The sequence below is a fragment of the Sulfurospirillum halorespirans DSM 13726 genome, from assembly GCF_001723605.1.
GTDB classification, from domain to species: domain Bacteria; phylum Campylobacterota; class Campylobacteria; order Campylobacterales; family Sulfurospirillaceae; genus Sulfurospirillum; species Sulfurospirillum halorespirans.
Genome location: NZ_CP017111.1, coordinates 2,646,502 through 2,665,572, shown reverse-complemented (window position 1 = coordinate 2,665,572; position 19,071 = coordinate 2,646,502). Strand labels below are relative to the sequence as shown.

Genomic DNA, 19,071 nt, shown 5'->3' with positions numbered 1-19,071 from the left:
GGGAGCAGATGGATTACGCAAGAATGAAATTTTACTGCGATGAGAGCAGGTGTATAGAGTGCGATGGCTGTTCGATAGCATGTGCTGAGGCGCATGAACTTCCAACAGGTATCAGCAGACGAAAAGTTGTGACGATCAATGAGGGCATTCCAGGTAAGGAGATGAGTACGTCTATAGCATGTATGCATTGTACCGACGCTCCGTGTGAGCAAGTATGCCCAGTGGATTGTTTTTACATCAGAGAGGACGGCATCGTTCTTCATGATAAAGATAAATGTATCGGTTGTGGTTACTGCTTGTACGCATGTCCGTTTGGAGCTCCACAGTTCCCAAGAGATGGCGCATTCGGCGCTAAGGGAGCAATGGATAAATGTACGATGTGTGCAGGAGGTCCATTAGAGACGAACTCAGAAAAAGAGCGACATCTCTATGGTCAAAACCGTATCGCTGAGGGAAAAGTACCTGTATGTGCAGCGATGTGTTCAACCAAAGCACTTCTTGTTGGTGACGCAGAATCGGTATCAAACGTTTACAGAGCACGCGTGATGGCTCGTGGTGGAAAAGGCGCAAACTCTCCTTATGGATGGGATAAGGCATATAAAAACCAATGAAAGGAGCAGCAATGAAAAAGTCTATTATCCTGTTCATTGCACTCCTTGGCTTGGCATCAGTGGCGTACGCCGCTGATAGCCAAATCTGGGGTGAGATGCGCATCCAAAATATCCTAGGATACGGACAAGAAGAGTCATGGAAATTAGGACCCTTGTTCACCATGCTTCAGCATAAATACTTCGCATGGATCTTCCTAGGAGTGTTAATCGGAGTATCAGCAGCCTTCTTTATCCATTATAAGATTATAGGGCCTAAAGTGTTTCCACACAGTGAAAAGAAATACTACGCCTTTAATCTCTATAACCGTATTATCCACCAAATAGCAGCGGTCAGCTTCTTGGTGATTATACCCACAGGATTTATCATCGTCTTTGGTGACTTCTTTGGTGGTGGAACCTTTGTAAGAATGGCAAAAAACCTTCATGGCATCTTTACCATTCCCTTCACCATTGTGGTCATTCCTATGGCACTCATGTGGCTTAAAGAAGCGATCTTTAACTGGGATGATGTGAAATGGTTGATGATCGTAGGTGGATACCTCTCCAAAGAGAAAAAACCCATCTTAGCAGGGAAGTTTAACTGCGGTCAAAAGATGTGGTACTGGGTAGCAATACTCGGCGGAATCACGATGATCTTAAGTGGTGCCTTTATGTACTTCCTAGACTTTAAAATGGAGATGTTGCATAACTTAACAGGCATGAGTCAAATAGACCTGCTAAGAGCTGCAGCGATTCTTCATAATGTGATGGGCTTTGTAGTCTTAGCTCTTTTCATTACCCATGTCTATATGTCCATGTTTGCTATTAAAGGAGCGGTTCATAGTATTATCACAGGGTATGTTGAAGAAGAAGAAGTCAAGATCCTTCACAGTACGTGGTATAAAAAGCTTAAGGATCAGGGGAAGTTTTGATTTTTACACGCTTTCCAAGCCAAGCTTGAAAAGCTACGTTGCGACTTCGCACTGAAGCTTGCCTCTTGCGAGGCAGAATGTTTTTACATGTAAGATTGAGAAGCTATGAAAGAGGTCATTAAAGTTTGACTCGATCAAAGCAGAATTCTTTTACATGTAAAGAGCAAGGGCGTAAAATCTCTTGCTCTTTCTTTATTTTTTAGTGGTACAATATGCGTAATAAGCACGTTTAAGGGGAAGGTATGGAAGCAGTTTTTAAAACAACGATCACCAAGATTAAAGGCAAAGAGAAGTTTGAGCGAGAAGATACACTTGTTCGTGAGATCAAGTTAGAACTCTACGTCAATGGCGCTAAAGTGGGTGCTGTTATGGCAACACCTGTGGATCAAGAAGCACTGGCGATTGGTTACTTAATGAGTGAAAATATCATCGAAAAATTTAGTGATGTCACTTCTCTCAAACTCCTCAATGATGGCATGCGTGTTGAAATCGAAGCCAAAGTGAACGAAGATAATATTAAAAAATTGAATGCCGAGGGTGTTGTGATTAGCGGTTGTGGTAAAAGTATGACGGCAAACATCGACCCTGAAGCGATTGAGGCGAAAGTCATCAAGAGTGATTTTAGCATTAGTGCGGAGCGCCTTAGTACTGCAATGAGCCAGTTTTACACTGAGTGTCCTTTGTATGAACAAACAGGGTGTGTTCATACGGCAAAACTGTTTACCGATGAAAACACTTACTTCATTGGTGAAGACATTGCCCAACACAATACGATTGATAAAGTCGTTGGAAAAGCGCAGATGGCAGGTATTGATGTGCGAAGTGCTTTTTTGATGGTGAGCGGTCGTCTCTCTTCAGAAATGGTTGCTAAAGCGGTGATGCACCAGATTCCCATCCTTGCTTCACGCACGGCATCAACCTGTTTGGGTTTGATGATCGCTGAGAAATTTGGACTTACACTGATCGGTTTTGTACGAGGTGATACGATGAATGTTTACCGCCATCCAAGGAGAATCCATGTCTGAGATGGAAGAACTGATTAAAAAATATTTGAATGAAAAAGGCAAACTAGATTGTTCCGATGGCTTTAAAATCGCAGCAAAACTTAAGTGCTCAACGCTCGAAGTAGGTGCCTGTGCTAAAGCGATGGATATACGCATCGACTCGTGTGAACTAGGACAGTTTGGCAAACTTGAGGGTGGCATCTACGACATAGAAGCCGAAAACCGTCTCAAACCTCTTTTAGATGAAAAAAACCGCGTTACATGTAAAGCGGCTCGTGCCCAAGCTGCAGGAATTGGACTTAAAAAGATTCGTGGTACACTCAAAGAGAAAAACTACGATGTAACCTTTTGTGAACTAGGCTGTTTTAAAGAAAAACTACGCCCACGTCTGTATGTTAAGACGAAAACGTGGATTGAAAATGCTGAAGGTGAGCTTCTTTTTGGAAAAGGGAAAACCGAGATATTGGAGCTGATTGAGCAAGAGGGATCTATCTCTAAGGCGTCTGAAAAAATCGGCATGAACTATAAAAAAGCATGGACGCACATCAAGATTTTGCAACGAAACATCAACGACACGATGGTGCAAACCAAACAAGGTGGTGGGGAAGATGCGGGTACAACACTCACCCCAGTAGCGCGTGAATTTATGGACCATTACCGTAAACTGCAAGCCGACATCGAGAATTATGCCAATGAGCGCTTTAAAGAGTTGTTTCTAAAACCACGAAATAAAAAAGAGTTTGAAGACTAAAGTGCGGTAGGCTATTTTGGTGCTATGAAAATTATGTAAGATGTCTTATGTATTAAGATTTAAGTCTTAGCGTTCTTTTCAGTTCATAGAGGTTGCCCTGAAAAGGGCAACCTTGCTATTATTAGTTTCTAGCGCGTGTTTTAAAGTCTGGATAGAAGAGTTGTTTATCCAAGAGTTTGAAGTTAGCGATTTCAGTTTGGATTTTATCGGTGGTGATCCATTCGATGAATTGTAAAGCACCTTTATAGTTGGTGTTTGCACATCTTTGTGGGTTGACCGCGATGACAGAGTAGAAGTTTTTAAGCGCGTCTGCACCTTCATAGACAATCACGAGTGGCGGGTTACCTTTGTGGTTCGCTTCGTATTTGATGTAGGTTCCACGATCCGTCAAGGTAACACCTTTTTGCTCTGCTGCGATGTTAATCGTCGCGATCATGCCTTGTCCCGCTTCGAGGTACCATGGTTGTTTTTCAGGCACATGCCCTAAAGCAGCATTCCATACCCCTTTTTCTTTGTCATGGGTACCTGATTTGTCGCCACGGCTGACGAATTTAATTTGCTCTGTTTCGATGATTTTGAAAACTTCTGAGATGCTTTTACCCGCAAATTTAGCTTTCATGTCGGGTGTTCCGACAACGACAAAGTCATTGAACATAACAGGGGTTCGCTCAACGCCAAAGCCTTTTTCCATGTAGGTTTTCTCAGACGATGGAGAGTGAACAAAAAGGACACTGACATCGCAGTTTTCGCCGAGTTTTAGGGCATTGCCCGTACCAACGGCGACCCATTTAAGATCAACGCCTGTATCGGCTTTGTATTTGGGTACAAGGACATCTAAAAGACCTGTATCGCCAGTACTGGTGGTGGTTGCCATTTTAAGATCAGCCGCGCAAAGCAGTGAACTGAGGGCAAGAAGGGAAAAGAGTACTTTACCTTTTAAGCGGTTCTTTACTGAAAACATTGAATAATCCTCCAAATATGTTGATTTAGCATGTTTGTAGTTTAGCGTATCTTTTTTAAATTACATGTAAAAGAGGGAATGATTTTTGGATTTTATTTTATCGGGTTTAAAAGAGGCGATTTGGTTGCTGATCAACCTTGACCCTGAGACGATGTCAGCGGTCAATATAACGTTAAAAAGCTCGACATTATCGATAATTTTTAGCATAATTATCGGGCTTCCTTTAGGCTTTTGCTTGGGCTTTTTTCAATTCCCTGGACGAAAATTTTTAAAACTTCTTTCCGACACGCTTTTAGCGATTCCCACTGTGGTCGTCGGACTCATTGTTTACGCGTTTATCTCCAACCGCGGACCTTTTGGAAGTTATGAATTACTCTACACATTATCAGGTATTGTGATTGGGCAAACGCTTTTGGCATTGCCCATTATCGTCTCTTTAACGGCCACGGCAGTTGAGGGGATGGAGAAGAAGCTTTACCTCACGCTCGCTTCCTTTGGTCTCACATCTTTGCAGATGATTCAAAGTGTGGTGTGGGAGCTTCGTCATGCGCTCATTGCGGTGGGCGTTGCAGCGTATGGTCGGGTGGTGGCGGAAGTGGGCATCGCGATGATGATTGGTGGAAACATTAAGTGGTTTACGCGCACCATTACCACGGCGATCTCGTTGGAGACCAACAAAGGCGAATTTGCGATGGGCATTTCGCTGGGATTGGTGCTCATTAGCATCGCTTTTTTACTCAATTTTCTACTCTTTTTCCTCAAAAAACGCGCGAGAATCATCGTATGATGTATGAACTTAACCGCATACGCACCTTGTATGGCGAAAAACCTGTGTTAGACATTGCTTCCCTCAACGTTGAAGAGGGCGAAATCTTAGGACTTGTGGGCTCCAATGGCAGTGGTAAAAGTACCCTTTTGCGTCACCTTGCATTTTTAGAAGCAGCACAAAGCGGAACGCTAAAGTACCGTGGGTTTGATGCAGACTCCATCCCTTTACATGTAAGGCGTGAAATTGGCATTTTATTGCCTGAGCCGTACTTGCTCAAACGTACCGTGCGGGAAAATCTTCTCTTTGGACTGAAGATTCGGGGCACGCTCGAAGATGCCCAAAGTCGCATGAACGAAGCGTTAGAATTGGTCGGTCTGTTGCCCAAAAAGTTTCTGCACCGCGCGTGGCATGAGCTCTCCAGTGGCGAAACCCAACGCGTGGCTCTGGCGTCCAGACTCGTGCTTCGCCCTAAAATGCTTCTACTTGATGAGCCAACGAACAGCCTTGATTACAGCGGTGTTCCGCAATTTACCGACGCCATTTTACACGCCAACCGTGAATGGGGAACGACCATCGTCATCGCCAGTCATGATCTTTTATGGCTGAGTGAAATAGCCACGCGCAAAGTCGGGCTTCACTTTGGACGTTTGATGGACTTCTCAACGACCAATCTCATCGTCGGCAAATGGCGCGAAAGTGGGGATGAGCGCTTTTTCGACTTCGATGAAACCCAAAGCATGTCGCTTCCAAAAAGCTATCGCATCGGCGAAAAACGAGGCGTGGCGATCAACCCACGCGACATCTCTATCGCCATCGAACCGTTTACATGTAAAGACGATACTGTCTGTCTAACAGGTATCATTCGCGACGTTTTACATGTAACCAAAACCAATGAGATTTCCCTTAAAATCGTCATCGGCAATCACGTCCTAGAGTGCATCGAAAGCTTTGAATATTTCGAGCGCTACCACTTCTATCCATCGCAAAATGTGTATGTAAGCTTTGCCAAATCAGCGATAAAAGTGCCTTCGAAAGAGGCGTGAAAACGTCTGCTTAAAAGTCAAATCTTGAAGGAGAGGGTATTTGGGTATACTGTGACCTAACGGATGTTATTCAGTACTTCAAAGGTAGATTCCATGATACAAAACTCTTTTTTACGCTGGCTTGGGCTTGGCATTTTAGCACTGATTATTTGGCTTTTTTTTCCGTTTTTGAAAAGTTTTTTTGTCGCACTTTTGATGGCATTGGCCGTTTCGCCTTTGCATCATTTTTTGCAGCGTTTTCTTATCAAACAACCTCTGCTTCAAAAGAGTGCGCCGATACTTTCGGCGAGCATTGTGACTTTGGCGTTTTCGTTGATTATTTTTGTGCCGATCACACTTTTTTTATTCAACCTGCTCAGTCACCCTTCCGATACGCTCGATATGATTCGCTCCATTGGCGATCAAATTGAGGCGCAAAGTAAGCATCTGCCGAGTTATTTGACATGGATTGTCTCCCCCATCGAGAGTCTGATCGAGATGTCGAAACTGCACAAAGACGAGATTACCGCTACGTTAGCCAGTTGGCTGGGTAATGGACTGAAAACGTTTATGGCGATGCTGGTGGATATGGCGATAGTCATTGTATTTTTCTTTTTTCTTACCCTCTACGGGCGCAAAATCATTCTGTTTCTCTTTCCGATTATTCCCTTGGGTCGCTCTACCAAGCGCGATTTTTTAGAGGAGATGACAACGACGATGGCGGTGGTGTTTTACTCTCTTACGGGCGTGATGGTTGCGCAAGGGATTGCTTTTGGTGTTTTTATTGCCTTTTTTGATGGCTACAATGCTCTGTTGTTAGGGTTTCTTGCAGGGATTGCGTCGATTATTCCGATTGCAGGAACAGCGCTGGTGTGGATACCGATTGCGGCGAATGAATACTTTCAAGGCAATACGATCAATGCCATCATTATAGCGGCGTATTCGTGGGCGATGTTGGCATTTTTTATTGACAATATTGTCAAACTGGTGCTGCTTAATTTTGTGAATAAAACACTCAGTAACGGTAAAAAACGGGTCAATGAATTTATCATTTTTTTTGCGATTGTGGGTGGACTTGCTACATTTGGATTTTGGGGATTTATCTTAGGACCTGCGATTATCGCACTCGCCATTACGACGCTAAGAGCCTTACGCAAAGCCAACCGCTCACATCTTGGTCATGCGTAGGACTGCATTAAAAGCTTAGTTTTTGGTGAGTACTTGGATCTCTTTTTGAAGTTTTTCAAGTTTTTTCATCAGGTGTTTGATTTCGCTCCCTTTCATGACATCGTCCATATCGGTGTTAATAACGTTTTGGGTTGTCTCTTTAAAGGCTTGGCTGAGTGCTTCAAATTTTGCTTTTGCTTTCTCGACCAAGATTTCGTAATCATCCGCTAATGTCTCTTCGAGATCACTGAGTTTACTGCTGATCTCATCTTTGTTTTTATAAACATAATACGCGCTAATTCCTGTAATGGTCGCACCGAGTGCGAAACTGAGTAAGTGATTTTGATTCATTGTGTCCTCTTTTGAGTTTTTATTTTTGCTAAACAGCTGTGAAAAGAGTGTGATGGCAGTTGTGACATGGGAAAATTGAGCGATACTTCCCGATGCTTTCTGTGCTAAAAAACGACTTTTTTCTTCGAGCGTCGCTGTGAGGTCGCTGACATCGTCTAGCATGAATGTGGCTTTTTGGCAAAGTCCGCTTAATTCATTTTGACCTAGAGCGATAAACGCGGTTGCTTTGTGCATGGCAGTGATATGTTTAAGTGTAAGAAAAACAATAGCGGCGACGATAATAACCATGCACACCATGATAATCCCTATAAAAAGGGTGAGAAGCTGCTGATCATTCATTTAAGAGCCTTTCGTATCCATTATACTCTTCTTTATGAACGTTACAGCTTGGTTTTAGAATTTAAGCCTTAAGGCTGTGTTATCTCCCATTTTCCGTCTTTGTAAATCAGCTTGAGACTCTCTTTGGCACCTGCTTTAGTGGTATTGGTGTCGGTGTCGAACATTTCGTCGCATTCCAGCTCAAAACGGATGGTTTGATCATCCAGCCACACCGTGTTTTGTGTCACGCATTGATCGGGGTAGCGGTGTGAAAAAACTTTGAGAATTCGCTCATCGCCAAACGTATAAACGCTGATGCGATGGGAGGCTTCGGCTTCGGTGACAAAGAAGGTTCGCGAAGGAGAGAGATAGGGCATGCCACTCAGCGGTGTCTCTTTGCCATCGCGTAAATCAATCGCATAATAAGACTCCATGTCAGGCATAAAATCACTGTAAATAAGGTATTTTTCTTTCGCAAAACAGCCTTTGAGTGTGTAGAGGAGCGTTTTGAATTTGGGATCGCTGTTCACGTATTCGTCTTGAAGCGCTAGGGTTTGCCCGTTCTGAAGGTGAACGATCGTGAGATCATTTTTTTGCGTGAAAAAGGCTTTGCATTGTTCCAGTTGTGTGGTATTGACATCGCGCTCAAAATAGCTCATATCAGCGTTCAAATACAGAGCAAAAAACATGACTAAAATCCCATAAATACGCATCTATTTTCCTTACATGTAAAGATGTGGAGACTTTGGTTGATTGACACTGCAAAACGGACAATGGTGTGTTCCATTCACGTTTTATTTTAAAGCTAAGCAATTTTCAATCCACAATTAGACGTATTTTCCCCCTGTATGGGTAATGAGCGCACAAGCAATGAGCGTACACAGTGCGGCAACGAGATAAGGTACGCTCATTCCCAAATGCTCCCCAATCAATCCCGAAGCAATAGGCGCAATCGCCGCTCCTCCCCAACGCAGAAAGTTGTATCCACCCGAGACAATGTTTCGCTCAAAACGACTTTGCATCACGTAGGTCGTAAACAAGGAGTTATTGATGCCTGAGAGCAGACCACTCAGCACGATGAGAACAACCATCATCCAGAGGGCATGAACGCTCATAAGTCCTATCAAAACAGCACTGAAACACAAAAGCACGACAGGAATAATTTTCTGCGCACGCCAATGGCGCTCCAAACGGGTACTGAGCACAATGGAACCCAATGCCAGTGCCAATCCCCACCCAAAAAAAAGCAGTCCAATTTCAATCGGAGTCATATGCACCACAAGTGGCGAATAGGCTAAAACAACGAAAAAAGCGTAGTAGTAAAACATCGCTCCAATGGCGATTTTTAAAAATTTAGCATCGCAAAAGAGGGCTTTGAGTGCACCCAGACCTGCTGGTGTATGTGCTTTTTTCTCCGCAGGCTCTTTGACAAAAAAGAGGACTAATACAAAAGCAAAAATGCTTAAAAAACCTGTGATTAAGAAAGGATAACGCCATGAAAATTGCCCGACAAATCCGCCTAAAAGTGGCCCTGAAGCGATGCCAAATCCGATCGCGCCTTCAAACAGACCAATGGCTTTGTGGTAATCAGGCGAGAGTGCAATCAGCAAAATGAGTGCGGTAGCAAAAAAGTGCGCATTGCCGTATCCCCATGCGGCGCGAAAGAGCGCTAAAGAAGTAATAGTCTCAGACGTGGAGCATAACATGGCAGAAATCGCCACAACCAAGAGTCCAAATGCCATAACGTTTTTATCGCCAAAACGACTGGCTAACATACCAGCAGGAATCATAATCACCGCCATCATCATGATGTAGGCGGTAAAGAGAAGTTCAACTTGCCAATTCGTAGCACCGAGTTGTTTGGCAATATCAGGCAAAATGGGGTCAACGACGCCCATTCCCATAAACGCGAGAAAGGTTGCAAAAGCGGTTATCTTTTGCGCGAGCGCATTTTTGTGCTGTGAAAACATGGGAGACCTTAGGATATTTTTTCTAAAAGAGCAAAGAGGGTTTGTTTCTCTTCGGGGGTAAAAAGGTTTGATAAGTTTTGGCGAAAAGCATTGACGATGGCTTCGGTGCGCTCTAACATCGCTTTTCCCTCAGCTGTGACTTCGATGAGGTTGGCACGTTTATCGCCTAAAACCTCTTTTTTGATGATCAACGCCTTTTTTTCCAATGAATCAAGCGTGCGACTGACTGTTGTTGGACTTTTGTTGAGCATGGCAGCGAGTGTGGTTTGGTTCGCTTTTTCGCAAGAGCTTAAGATTTCAAGCAAAATGCGCTGTTCGGGGGCAATGCCTTCTTCATTGAGAAGGGTAGTAATGGCTTGATTGATTCGATTGGCGGTGCGAGCTATTCGAAAACCGACACTGTTGTGAACCGCTTCTTTCATGAGAACTCCAAATATTTGCATATGCAATTATTGCGTATACAAGCTTATAGAGATTTAAAAAGATTGAAGTAGTCTGTTTATTGATTTAAGCAAGTATTTCGTTTACATGTAAAGTGTACGTAGTGAGAGTCATTACGTCAAAAAAAAGCAAAAATTACTCCATTGGATTCTTTTGATCGTAAAAATAGACTTGGCCGCGTCCACTCTCTTTGACTTGGTACATCGCGATGTCGGCTTCTTTGATGAGCATTGCACCATCGATGTTTGCATGCGTTCCAAAAATGGTACAGCCGATGCTAGCACCAAGGAGATAATTACCGTGGGCGAGGGCGTAGGGTTCGTATAAGAGGGCTAGAATCTTTTTGGCAATGCTTTGGGTGAGATGCTCCGCAATGCCTTTTTGCGTGCCCAAATTTTTAAGTAAAACGATAAACTCATCGCCTCCAAGGCGTGCGACCATATCGCTTTCGCGAATACTCTCTTTGAGTCTTGAAGCGGTTTGAACCAAGAGCATATCGCCAGCGTCATGTCCGTAGGTGTCGTTGAGCTCTTTAAAATGATCCAAATCGATAAACAGAAGTGCTCCAAAATGTCTCTCTTCAATGCTGTGGCGAATGGTCTGCTCAAGGGTTTCATCGAGTAAGCGTCGGTTGGCAAGATGGGTGAGCGGATCGTAGTAGGCGAGCGCTTGTATCTGTTGTTGCGCTGCTTTGTGGGTTGTTATGTCGTTAAAATTGGCGATATAATGCGTTGTTTTGCCTTTCGCATCGCGAATCGCGGTGATTGTGATGGATTCAGCGTAGATTTCGCCATTTTTGCGCTTATTCCACAGTTCCCCTTGCCAATAACCATGTTCCAACAGCCCTTTCCACATCGACTCGTAAAAAGTGTTGTCGTGTTTATCTGATTTGAGAATGCGTGGCGTTTTGCCAATCATCTCCTGTTCACGGTAGCCCGTAATGCGCGTAAACGCTTCATTGACTTTCACGACTCTCTCTTTAGCATCGGTGATCAAAATCGCCTCTTGGGTCTCAAATGCAACGGCGGAGAGGTGAAGCTGCTCGGCTCTTTTTTGTGCATCGATATTGATGTAAACACCTGTAAAAAGCGAAGGTTCATGCTCTTTTGACCATTCGATGACTTTACCGCGCACCTGAATCCATACCCACAGTTCATTCGCTGTCTTCATGCGCCGCTCAATCAAAAAACTTGAGTGCGCCCTGATCTGCTCTTGGATGGAGGAACGCATGTTGAGGGCATCTTCAGGATGCGTTAGGGCAACAATTTTATCCCATGAAGGCTCAAATACGCCCGGTTCTAATCCTAGAAGAAGAAAGCATTGTGGATCCCACGCGATACGATTGATTTTAAAATCCCATGTCCAAAGTCCTGTTTGGGTTGCTTCCATCGCCACACGGAACTGTTTTTCATACGAGAGTTGAGCTCTTTGGCGCTCGTTCTCTTTGTAGTAGCGCACAATCAATGCCAGCGCAAGAGCACCTGAGAAGACGATCAGTAGCGTGGTGATCCCAAGCACTTTTTGGCGCTCTTTATCCCAGTAATCCAGTGCATTGGCTTCATTGGTGTGTATCTCAACCACGAAAGGGAGAAACTTTGCCAAACGAAAAACATTGAGCGCTGGTTGCTCGTACATGCCTATATGGGTGAAAAAATCGTCATTATCTTTGGGATGCTCTTTGCTGTAATGCGAACTTCCAAGCAGGGTGTTTGGGTCACTGCTGAAAAGTAAAATCCCATCAATGCGCCATAACGTGAGGGAGCCTTGCTCAAGAGGAAGGGTATAGGTGTAGCGGTTACTGAGGTAATCCATGTTGAGGTTGGCGATGACAAAATAAGGGCGTTTTTCAAAAGAGACTTTTTTCAGTCAAGGCAAAAAGCTAATGGCATCTGCTCGAACGGGGTTTTGGATGCTACTCTCACGCGCCGCATCAAAATCCCTTCCTTCCCACGGCAGACCAATGCGCAGTAGCGGTGTCTCTCCAAAAGGAATGGGTAAAAAATGCTCTAAAGAAATTTTCCCCCCGATATTTGGCTCGTGAGAACTAGCGATAATCACCCCTTTTTCATCTAAAAGTGAAAGTGATCTGAGATAAGGTGCATTATGCAAAAGCTCGCTAAAAATGGAAGAGAGCCCCTCTTGCGAAGGTTCTTCATGGCTAAGAGGGGCTAGACGATCCATCGTGAGGCTGATGTGTTGAAGCGTTTGTGAAAAGTGCTCTTCAAGCGTATAGGCATGAAGATTGGCAATGTGGCGGTGGGTTTGAATCGCCTCTTGTCGTAAGTTGGAAAGCGCTATAAAAATGAGTCCGATCAGAAGAGCAACGATGATAAACCCTGCTATCAAATAGCGTACGATTTTTTTCTCTCTTCTTAGGAACGTCTGCATAAGGTTCTCCTACTTGGAAAGAACAATCGGCTCTAAATGGTGACGTTTAGCCGCTTCTAAAAGCCTTCCATCGTGTTTGATTGCCACGATAAATGCTTCAACTTTTTCTTTCAATGCAGGTTCATTTTGAGCCATTGCCCAACCATACGGAACCACATGAAATGCTTGCGTTGGTGTAATCAGTTTTGCCCACTCACGCTCTTCGACCATACGAATCCCAAAAGGATAATCGGTCATAAACACATCCGCCCGTCCCGCTTCGACCTCTTGTTCTCTTGCATGCAGAGAATCCACAATGAGCAGTTGGGCTTTTTGCAGATTTTTTTGCATCAGCGCTACATGGTACGTTCCTTTTGCCACGGCAACCACGACGCCTTCTTGGTCGATGTCATTCCATGTTTGAATGCGTTTGTTGCTTTTGGATGTGACGGCGTAAACATCGCTTGCAAGATGTGGGGAGGTAAGATAAAGATGCTCTTTGCGTTCGGATGTGTGTCCGATGGCAAACATCGCAATATCGCATTTTTGAGTCGTAATGTCTTGAATCAGCGTCGCAAAGGAGCTCTCTTTAAAGGCAAGGGTTACGCCCAGTTCCTTGGCAAACTCTTTGGCAAGATCCACATCGATGCCCACAAGCTCTTGCGTCCTAGGATTGACATACGAAATACCATAATATTCAGGCCAGATGCAGACGCGAATTTTTCGAGTTTCCAAGATAGAAGAGAGCACATCAGCAGATAGGGAAACGCTCAAGGTGGTGAGCATCGTAACGATTAAAAGGAGATGTGCCATGTGCGAAAACCTTTCATAAACGCAAATATTAGGATTCGTAGTATAACACAAAATGATTCTCTAAATTCATAATTTACTTAAATCGTGCTAGAATAAAGCCAACAAAGCGAAAGGAGTTTACAATGTTTGTTAAGTTAAATGATAGAGTTTACCTCAATGCAGACCGTATTACACGTATCAAGATTGATGAAGTGCAAGATGGGATTCGCGTGCGTTTTTACGAAGGACAAAATCAAGTGGCAAAAAGCCATAAGTTTGATAGCGTTGAAAAAGCAAGTGCGTGGGTTGAAAAAACCATGAACCAAAAATAAGACGAGGAGCAATCCTCTCTTCCCCTTTTTAGGTCTACGGCGTAGACACAACACATTTACCATACGGAGAAAAAATCATGAAATTAGATTGCAGTGGTTTGGCATGCCCCGAGCCCGTTTTACAAACCAAAAAAGCGTTAGAAGAACTCCCCAATGACTCTGTTCTTGAAGTAACCGTTAGTTCATTGGCATCCAGAGAAAATGTGATGCGTTTTGCACAAAATGGTGGATTTGACGCGCGTGCACAAGATTTAGAGGAAGGCAAAAGCCTCATCACCATCGTCAAAGGCTTTACATGTAAAACCGTTATCGATGCCAAAGATGAGTTTTTAGACAAAACCTTGTTTCTCAAAAGCGACAAAGTAGGCGAGGGCGAACTCGGTGCCAAGCTGATCGTCGGCTTTTTGAAATCCACGTTAGAGCTTCCAAAATTACCTCGTCGTATTGTGTGTGTCAATCAAGCCGTTTTACTGACTACAGCAGATGAAAGTGCGCCTATTATGGAAGTGCTTAAAGCGCTTGAAGCCAAAGGTGTTGAGATCTACTCATGCGGTGTTTGCTTAGAGTTTTTTGGCGTGAGCGACAAGCTCAAAGTGGGTAAAATCGGCAACGCTTTTGGCACAATTGAAATGCTTTTTGGTGGAGAGGGTACAATTAGTCTATAGGAACACAATGAACAACGAAGCAAAATTGACCAAATACGTCAAAGCTGCGGGTTGCGCTGCCAAGCTGGGTCCGGGAGACCTCACAGAAGCATTGGGAGGGCTCTCTTGCGCACATGAAAATGTTTTGGTCGGCATGGATACGAGTGATGACGCGAGTGTTTATTATCTGGATGAAGAACGCGCCCTCGTGCAAACGGTAGACATCATCACGCCTGTGGTGGATGACCCGTTTGTGTACGGACAGATTGCGGCGGCGAACTCGCTCAGCGATGTGTTTGCGATGGGTGGCGAAGTCGCTACGGCTATGAACATCGTAGGATTTGATGGTTGTCATCAACCGCGCTTTGTTCTCAGAGAGATCCTAGCCGGTGGACAAAGCAAGGTTGTAGAGTGCGGTGGCATCATCATCGGTGGGCATACCATCGAAGCCCCTGAGATGACCTATGGCATGAGTGTGACAGGCTTTGTGCATCCTAAGAAAATTTACCGCAACAACACACCGCGTATTGGTGATGTGCTGATTTTGACCAAGCCTCTTGGAATGGGCATTTTAACGACGGCGATTAAAGCAGATATGCTGGAAAATTCTGTGATTGAAAAAGTAGCGGCTATCTTGGCAACTCTGAATCACAAAGCCTCACAAATAATGAGAAAGTACGATGTAAGTGCATGTACCGATGTGACGGGTTTTGGACTTTTTGGACATGCTTCAGAGATGAGTTTCAATCAAGTGACCATCGCGTTTGAGATGCGAAATATTCCCATTTTAGACGAAGCCAGAGCACTAGCCGATATGGGCATTATTCCCGCAGGTGCGTACAATAACAAAAGTTATTTAAGCTCCAAAGTACATGCCAAAGTGCCTCACAAAGATGAGATCATCTTGTATGATGCCCAAACTTCGGGCGGACTTTTGATCGCGGTATCGCAAGATGATGCGCCTAAACTCTTGAAACATTTGCTTGATGAAGGGCTAACGTATAGTTCGATTATTGCAGAAATTCTGCCTCTTGGCGAAAAAACACTGCTTTACATGTAAACAATTTAACACTAATTTAACACTTGCTTTATAAACTCACCCCTTAGGAAAATAGGGGTGAGGAGCACGTGTGGAGTATCTTAAATTTGCGATTGATTATGGCGTTATGGGACTGCTTTTTGCGATGAGTATCATCTCGTGTGGGCTTTTTGTCGAGCGTATTGTTTTCTATAAAGCCTTGAATGTAACGTCGTATAAAACTAAAAAATCACTTGAAATTGCGCTGAGCAATCACCTCACCACCATCGCCACCATTACCTCCAATGCGCCTTACATCGGGCTTTTAGGCACGGTTCTTGCGATTATGCTCACTTTTACGAATATGTCAGAACAGAGCATTGAGACTTCCAAAATTATGAGCTCTCTTGCTTTAGCGCTTAAAACGACGGCGGTTGGGCTTGTTGTCGCCATTTTATCGATGGTGTTTAATAACATTTTAGTGCGTTACTCTGAGCGATTTTTAGCAGTGTTCGATGAAGAAATTTGATAGCATCAACGTCATTCCTTTTGTCGATATTTTGCTCGTTTTATTGACAATTGTGCTGATGACATCGACGTTTATCGCCAAAGGGATTTTGCCCATCGATGTGCCAAAATCGGCTTCAACCCAGACGCTAGAGCCTTCCAGTGTGGTTTTAAGCATCGATGAGCAGGGTGCGCTCTTTTTAGAAAAATCTCCTATTTCTCATGAAGCACTCCAAAGCCATCTTGAAACGCTCGCCAGCGAAACACGCTTTTCGATCAACTGTGCTAAACAAGCTCCGTTTGAGTTTTTTGTAGCTCTTTTGGATATGCTCAATGCGCATCATTTTAAATCGATTGATATTGTAATTGAAAAATGAGACGCCTGAGTTTTGCCTTACTGCTCTCTTTGGGTTTGCATCTTGCATTGCTTCTGTTCTTAACGATATTTACGTTTGAAAAGCCAAAAACTTTCGCTCAAAGTGCGCCTGTTTCCTTGCGAATCAGTACGGTCATATCACAAAGTGAAGCACCAAAACACGAGGTAAGTCCGCAAGAAGAGACACTGCCACCGCACGAATCAGCATCTTTAAAAAAACTTCCTCAAAAAGAGAAACCCATAAAGCCCGTTTCACATCACATGGCAAGCACGGTTCTCGAAAATAACGCCTCATCGCCTGTAGCGGACGCCTCACCGCTTCCACCTACAACACCGCAAATAAGCGCATCTTCCATAGAGACACCAACGTATTTAGACCTGCATAAAAATGAAATTGCCCAAGCGCTTCAACGTGCCAAATCCTACCCCGAACTTGCGCGAAGACGCTCCATTGAAGGTGTGGTGGAAGTGAGTTTTACCATCAAACCCACGGGCGAAGTCGAAGAAGTGGAAGCTACCTCTCAAAGTCAGCTTTTAAGCAGCGCTGCCATCGAGAGTGTGCACAAAGCCAAAGGTTATTTTCCGATTCCTTTGGAAAATGTGACGATTAAAGTGCCAATTGTTTACCGCCTAAAATAATTTTTAACACAAATTTGACACTAATTTAACAGTGATTTAACAAAGACTTTTTATACTCCAAAATTCGTAAAATCACGGGAGGTAATATGAAAAGAGCTTTGGGTATTTCGTTGGTCGTATCGACGTTTTTAATGGCAGAAACGGGTATTTTAGAAACCATTACCGTTGAAGGTGAAACCTTCTCAAAAGAGGTGAAAGACATTAGCGGTGAAGAGTTAAAATCGGCCGATCTTGCAGAAGCGCTTTCGCGTCAAAGTTCATCGATTACATTGATTCGAGGCAGTGGCATTGCCAATGATATTATTTTGCGTGGGCAAAAAAGAGATAATATCAACATCTTAATCGATGAATCTAAAGTGTATGGTGGTTGTCCGAACAGGATGGATCCTGCCATTACGCACATCAACGCCGATAACATTGAAAACGTGAAAATCGTTGAAGGTCCTTACGATGTTGAACATTTTGGAACATTGAGCGGTTTAGTGGTGGCTGAGACCAAAACACCTTCCAAAGAGCCCAGTGGCGAAGTCAATCTAGGCATTGGCAGTTATGGCTATAAAAAAGCCAGTGCGAGTGCAAGCGGTGGCAACGAGTACATTCGCGCCCTTTTTAGCGCTTCTACCGAAGAGAGTGATCAGTACAAAGATGGCAATGGCGATAATTTCTCCGACCAGATCAACAATGCAATTGCGCAGGGCATGGGTGTTGCTGGGAACCGTTACAGCAAAAGTGATCTAGAGGCGTATGAGAAAAAAACTTTTATGGGCAAAATCTTTATCAATCCTGTTGAGAATCAAGAGATTCGCCTAGGCTACACACTCAATCGTAGCGATAATGTGCTCTATCCTTCGCGTACGATGGATGCAGATCGTGATGATAGCGATATTTATACATTGGGCTATAGTTTTTATGATTTAGGCACTTACTCTAAAGAGCTGAGTCTTGAAACGTACAAATCCAAAGTTGAACATCCAATGTCTACAAAAAACCGAGTTGCGGGTGCGATGATGTACATGACGGCTAAAATGGACACGGAGATGGAAGGTGCAAAACTTAAAAATGTTGTCAATTTAGGTGGCGGTGAACTTACATACGGTATTGATGTAAGTAAGCGAAATTGGGATGGCGAAAGTTACATGACCACTGTTGCAACAGGAGCTAGTACAACGCCAACACTTTCCAACACTATTCCCGATGTTGATACAACCAATAAAGCCTTTTTTGCCCATTATGAGAAAAATATTGACCGTTTCAATATTCAGATGGGTACGCGTTACGATGACACGACCATCAAAGCACATCGTGCAGGGCAATCGCTGGTTCAACGCTATGAAAACGACTATGATGCGCTCTCTGCCAATGCCATTTTGACCTACAAAGCGACCGATAATGTGGATTATTTCATCGGACTTGGTAAAGCGTCTCGTGTGCCAGATGCGAGAGAGCTGTACCATCCTGCAAATTCAACCGCTATTTTAGATCAAGTCACAAACTATGAAGCGGATCTTGGGTTTAAAACGCATTATGATGGTTTTGGCGTGAAAGGAAAAGTGTTCTACTCCTCTTTGGAGGATTACATCTACTATAATGCAGATGCGAAAAAATATGTCAATATTGATGCGACCATTTACGGTGCAGAACTTGATGCGTACTATGATATAAGCGATACGTTAACGCTTAATTATGGAATGAGTTACCTCAAAGGTCAAAAAGATGAGCCTTTGGCGGGACAAAGTGACAAAGATTTAGCCGATATTGTACCGCTTCGCGCGGTTACGTCTGTGACCTATCATACGGGGGATCATGCTTTAAAAACAGAGATGGTAGCGGCGAAACGTTGGAGCGATGTTGATAGCGAAAACGGCGAGCAAGCCCTAAGCGGTTACGCTGTCTTTAATGTCAAATACAACTACAAAGTGACCAAACACTTTGATGTCACCCTAGGCGTTGACAATCTCTTCGATAAAACCTATGCCACATCCAATACCTATAAAGATCTGACGCTTCTGAGCTATTCTGGTTCGGATGATACGGTTATGCTGATCAATGAGCCAGGTCGTTACCTCTATGCGAACCTTCGCTACACGTTTTAAGCGTTACATGTAAAGAGATGAGGTACC

General features: G+C 43.8%; 22 protein-coding genes. 14 read left to right on the top strand and 8 right to left on the bottom strand.

The window, feature by feature from the left end; all coding sequences use genetic code 11:
• Positions 1-8 precede the first annotated feature (8 nt).
• From fdh3B to SHALO_RS13300, 4 genes are all read left to right on the top strand, one after another.
• Positions 9-611: a formate dehydrogenase FDH3 subunit beta gene (fdh3B, locus tag SHALO_RS13315; RefSeq protein WP_069478950.1), complete on the top strand. Its 603-nt coding sequence runs from the start codon at positions 9-11 to the stop codon at positions 609-611.
• 11 nt (positions 612-622) lie between these two features.
• Entirely contained in the window at positions 623-1,522 is a 900-nt protein-coding gene (locus SHALO_RS13310) for a formate dehydrogenase subunit gamma (RefSeq protein ID WP_069478949.1), read from the top strand.
• A gap of 242 nt (positions 1,523-1,764) precedes the next feature.
• Positions 1,765-2,547, top strand: coding sequence for a formate dehydrogenase accessory sulfurtransferase FdhD (fdhD, locus tag SHALO_RS13305; protein WP_069478948.1), 783 nt, complete (start codon positions 1,765-1,767; stop codon positions 2,545-2,547).
• Positions 2,540-3,277 carry a winged helix-turn-helix domain-containing protein gene (locus SHALO_RS13300; RefSeq protein ID WP_069478947.1) on the top strand — a complete coding sequence of 246 codons (738 nt, stop codon included), beginning with the start codon at positions 2,540-2,542 and terminating at the stop codon, positions 3,275-3,277. Before fdhD ends, SHALO_RS13300 begins: the two co-directional genes overlap by 8 nt.
• Positions 3,278-3,398: 121 nt before the next feature.
• Here the strand turns inward: SHALO_RS13300 and tupA are convergent, their stop codons facing one another.
• On the bottom strand, positions 3,399-4,238 hold the full coding sequence (tupA, locus tag SHALO_RS13295; RefSeq protein WP_069478946.1) for a tungstate ABC transporter substrate-binding protein TupA: 840 nt from the start codon (positions 4,236-4,238) through the stop codon (positions 3,399-3,401).
• Positions 4,239-4,323: 85 nt separating this feature from the next.
• Between tupA and tupB the strand changes: the two genes are divergently transcribed.
• The 3 genes from tupB (at position 4,324) to SHALO_RS13280 (ending at position 7,217) form a co-directional block, all read left to right on the top strand.
• Entirely contained in the window at positions 4,324-5,025 is a 702-nt protein-coding gene (gene tupB / locus SHALO_RS13290; RefSeq protein ID WP_069478945.1) for a tungstate ABC transporter permease TupB, read from the top strand.
• Complete coding sequence (locus tag SHALO_RS13285) at positions 5,022-6,050, top strand: energy-coupling factor ABC transporter ATP-binding protein (RefSeq protein WP_069478944.1); 1,029 nt, start codon at positions 5,022-5,024, stop codon at positions 6,048-6,050. Before tupB ends, SHALO_RS13285 begins: the two co-directional genes overlap by 4 nt.
• Positions 6,051-6,143: 93 nt before the next feature.
• Complete coding sequence (locus SHALO_RS13280) at positions 6,144-7,217, top strand: AI-2E family transporter (protein WP_069478943.1); 1,074 nt, start codon at positions 6,144-6,146, stop codon at positions 7,215-7,217.
• A 15-nt stretch (positions 7,218-7,232) separates the two neighbouring features.
• On the opposite strand, the gene SHALO_RS13275 is transcribed toward SHALO_RS13280, so the two are convergent.
• The 7 genes from SHALO_RS13275 to SHALO_RS13245 form a co-directional block, all read right to left on the bottom strand.
• Positions 7,233-7,886, bottom strand: a complete 654-nt coding sequence (locus SHALO_RS13275) for a hypothetical protein (protein WP_069478942.1) — start codon at positions 7,884-7,886, stop codon at positions 7,233-7,235.
• A 68-nt stretch (positions 7,887-7,954) separates the two neighbouring features.
• Entirely contained in the window at positions 7,955-8,578 is a 624-nt protein-coding gene (locus tag SHALO_RS13270; RefSeq protein WP_069478941.1) for a hypothetical protein, read from the bottom strand.
• A gap of 114 nt (positions 8,579-8,692) precedes the next feature.
• Positions 8,693-9,835 (bottom strand): MFS transporter, encoded by a 1,143-nt coding sequence (locus SHALO_RS13265; RefSeq protein ID WP_069478940.1) that lies wholly within the window; start codon positions 9,833-9,835, stop codon positions 8,693-8,695.
• Between the two features lie 8 nt (positions 9,836-9,843).
• Positions 9,844-10,257 carry a MarR family winged helix-turn-helix transcriptional regulator gene (locus SHALO_RS13260; protein ID WP_069478939.1) on the bottom strand — a complete coding sequence of 138 codons (414 nt, stop codon included), beginning with the start codon at positions 10,255-10,257 and terminating at the stop codon, positions 9,844-9,846.
• 154 nt (positions 10,258-10,411) lie between these two features.
• Positions 10,412-12,088, bottom strand: a complete 1,677-nt coding sequence (locus tag SHALO_RS13255) for a sensor domain-containing diguanylate cyclase (RefSeq protein ID WP_069478938.1) — start codon at positions 12,086-12,088, stop codon at positions 10,412-10,414.
• Positions 12,089-12,142: 54 nt separating this feature from the next.
• Positions 12,143-12,664 carry a PDC sensor domain-containing protein gene (locus tag SHALO_RS13250; RefSeq protein ID WP_069478937.1) on the bottom strand — a complete coding sequence of 174 codons (522 nt, stop codon included), beginning with the start codon at positions 12,662-12,664 and terminating at the stop codon, positions 12,143-12,145.
• A 9-nt stretch (positions 12,665-12,673) separates the two neighbouring features.
• Positions 12,674-13,456, bottom strand: a complete 783-nt coding sequence (locus SHALO_RS13245) for a substrate-binding periplasmic protein (RefSeq protein WP_069478936.1) — start codon at positions 13,454-13,456, stop codon at positions 12,674-12,676.
• A 122-nt stretch (positions 13,457-13,578) separates the two neighbouring features.
• On the opposite strand from SHALO_RS13245, the gene SHALO_RS13240 reads away from it, so the two are divergent.
• From SHALO_RS13240 to SHALO_RS13210, 7 genes are all read left to right on the top strand, one after another.
• On the top strand, positions 13,579-13,767 hold the full coding sequence (locus tag SHALO_RS13240; RefSeq protein WP_025345924.1) for a hypothetical protein: 189 nt from the start codon (positions 13,579-13,581) through the stop codon (positions 13,765-13,767).
• A gap of 77 nt (positions 13,768-13,844) precedes the next feature.
• Complete coding sequence (gene yedF / locus SHALO_RS13235) at positions 13,845-14,432, top strand: sulfurtransferase-like selenium metabolism protein YedF (protein WP_069478935.1); 588 nt, start codon at positions 13,845-13,847, stop codon at positions 14,430-14,432.
• A 7-nt stretch (positions 14,433-14,439) separates the two neighbouring features.
• Positions 14,440-15,471, top strand: coding sequence for a selenide, water dikinase SelD (gene selD, locus SHALO_RS13230; RefSeq protein WP_069478934.1), 1,032 nt, complete (start codon positions 14,440-14,442; stop codon positions 15,469-15,471).
• Between the two features lie 70 nt (positions 15,472-15,541).
• Positions 15,542-15,958 (top strand): MotA/TolQ/ExbB proton channel family protein, encoded by a 417-nt coding sequence (locus SHALO_RS13225; protein ID WP_338011905.1) that lies wholly within the window; start codon positions 15,542-15,544, stop codon positions 15,956-15,958.
• Positions 15,945-16,313, top strand: a complete 369-nt coding sequence (locus tag SHALO_RS13220; RefSeq protein WP_069478933.1) for a biopolymer transporter ExbD — start codon at positions 15,945-15,947, stop codon at positions 16,311-16,313. The genes SHALO_RS13225 and SHALO_RS13220 overlap by 14 nt, the downstream gene beginning before the upstream one ends.
• Entirely contained in the window at positions 16,310-16,951 is a 642-nt protein-coding gene (locus SHALO_RS13215) for an energy transducer TonB (RefSeq protein ID WP_069478932.1), read from the top strand. Before SHALO_RS13220 ends, SHALO_RS13215 begins: the two co-directional genes overlap by 4 nt.
• Positions 16,952-17,037: 86 nt before the next feature.
• Positions 17,038-19,044: a TonB-dependent receptor gene (locus tag SHALO_RS13210; RefSeq protein WP_069478931.1), complete on the top strand. Its 2,007-nt coding sequence runs from the start codon at positions 17,038-17,040 to the stop codon at positions 19,042-19,044.
• The last annotated feature ends 27 nt before the right edge of the window (positions 19,045-19,071 follow it).

What these genes read in the sequence shown, in the direction of transcription:
- fdh3B (WP_069478950.1), top strand. Translation starts at nt 9, where the DNA reads ATGGATTACGCAAGAATGAAATTTTACTGCGATGAGAGCAGGTGTATA.
- SHALO_RS13310 (WP_069478949.1), top strand. Translation starts at nt 623, where the DNA reads ATGAAAAAGTCTATTATCCTGTTCATTGCACTCCTTGGCTTGGCATCA.
- fdhD (WP_069478948.1), top strand. Translation starts at nt 1,765, where the DNA reads ATGGAAGCAGTTTTTAAAACAACGATCACCAAGATTAAAGGCAAAGAG.
- SHALO_RS13300 (WP_069478947.1), top strand. Translation starts at nt 2,540, where the DNA reads ATGTCTGAGATGGAAGAACTGATTAAAAAATATTTGAATGAAAAAGGC.
- tupA (WP_069478946.1), bottom strand. Translation starts at nt 4,238, where the DNA reads ATGTTTTCAGTAAAGAACCGCTTAAAAGGTAAAGTACTCTTTTCCCTT.
- SHALO_RS13285 (WP_069478944.1), top strand. Translation starts at nt 5,022, where the DNA reads ATGATGTATGAACTTAACCGCATACGCACCTTGTATGGCGAAAAACCT.
- SHALO_RS13280 (WP_069478943.1), top strand. Translation starts at nt 6,144, where the DNA reads ATGATACAAAACTCTTTTTTACGCTGGCTTGGGCTTGGCATTTTAGCA.
- SHALO_RS13275 (WP_069478942.1), bottom strand. Translation starts at nt 7,886, where the DNA reads ATGAATGATCAGCAGCTTCTCACCCTTTTTATAGGGATTATCATGGTG.
- SHALO_RS13270 (WP_069478941.1), bottom strand. Translation starts at nt 8,578, where the DNA reads ATGCGTATTTATGGGATTTTAGTCATGTTTTTTGCTCTGTATTTGAAC.
- SHALO_RS13265 (WP_069478940.1), bottom strand. Translation starts at nt 9,835, where the DNA reads ATGTTTTCACAGCACAAAAATGCGCTCGCGCAAAAGATAACCGCTTTT.
- SHALO_RS13260 (WP_069478939.1), bottom strand. Translation starts at nt 10,257, where the DNA reads ATGAAAGAAGCGGTTCACAACAGTGTCGGTTTTCGAATAGCTCGCACC.
- SHALO_RS13255 (WP_069478938.1), bottom strand. Translation starts at nt 12,088, where the DNA reads ATGGATTACCTCAGTAACCGCTACACCTATACCCTTCCTCTTGAGCAA.
- SHALO_RS13250 (WP_069478937.1), bottom strand. Translation starts at nt 12,664, where the DNA reads ATGCAGACGTTCCTAAGAAGAGAGAAAAAAATCGTACGCTATTTGATA.
- SHALO_RS13245 (WP_069478936.1), bottom strand. Translation starts at nt 13,456, where the DNA reads ATGGCACATCTCCTTTTAATCGTTACGATGCTCACCACCTTGAGCGTT.
- SHALO_RS13240 (WP_025345924.1), top strand. Translation starts at nt 13,579, where the DNA reads ATGTTTGTTAAGTTAAATGATAGAGTTTACCTCAATGCAGACCGTATT.
- yedF (WP_069478935.1), top strand. Translation starts at nt 13,845, where the DNA reads ATGAAATTAGATTGCAGTGGTTTGGCATGCCCCGAGCCCGTTTTACAA.
- selD (WP_069478934.1), top strand. Translation starts at nt 14,440, where the DNA reads ATGAACAACGAAGCAAAATTGACCAAATACGTCAAAGCTGCGGGTTGC.
- SHALO_RS13220 (WP_069478933.1), top strand. Translation starts at nt 15,945, where the DNA reads ATGAAGAAATTTGATAGCATCAACGTCATTCCTTTTGTCGATATTTTG.
- SHALO_RS13215 (WP_069478932.1), top strand. Translation starts at nt 16,310, where the DNA reads ATGAGACGCCTGAGTTTTGCCTTACTGCTCTCTTTGGGTTTGCATCTT.
- SHALO_RS13210 (WP_069478931.1), top strand. Translation starts at nt 17,038, where the DNA reads ATGAAAAGAGCTTTGGGTATTTCGTTGGTCGTATCGACGTTTTTAATG.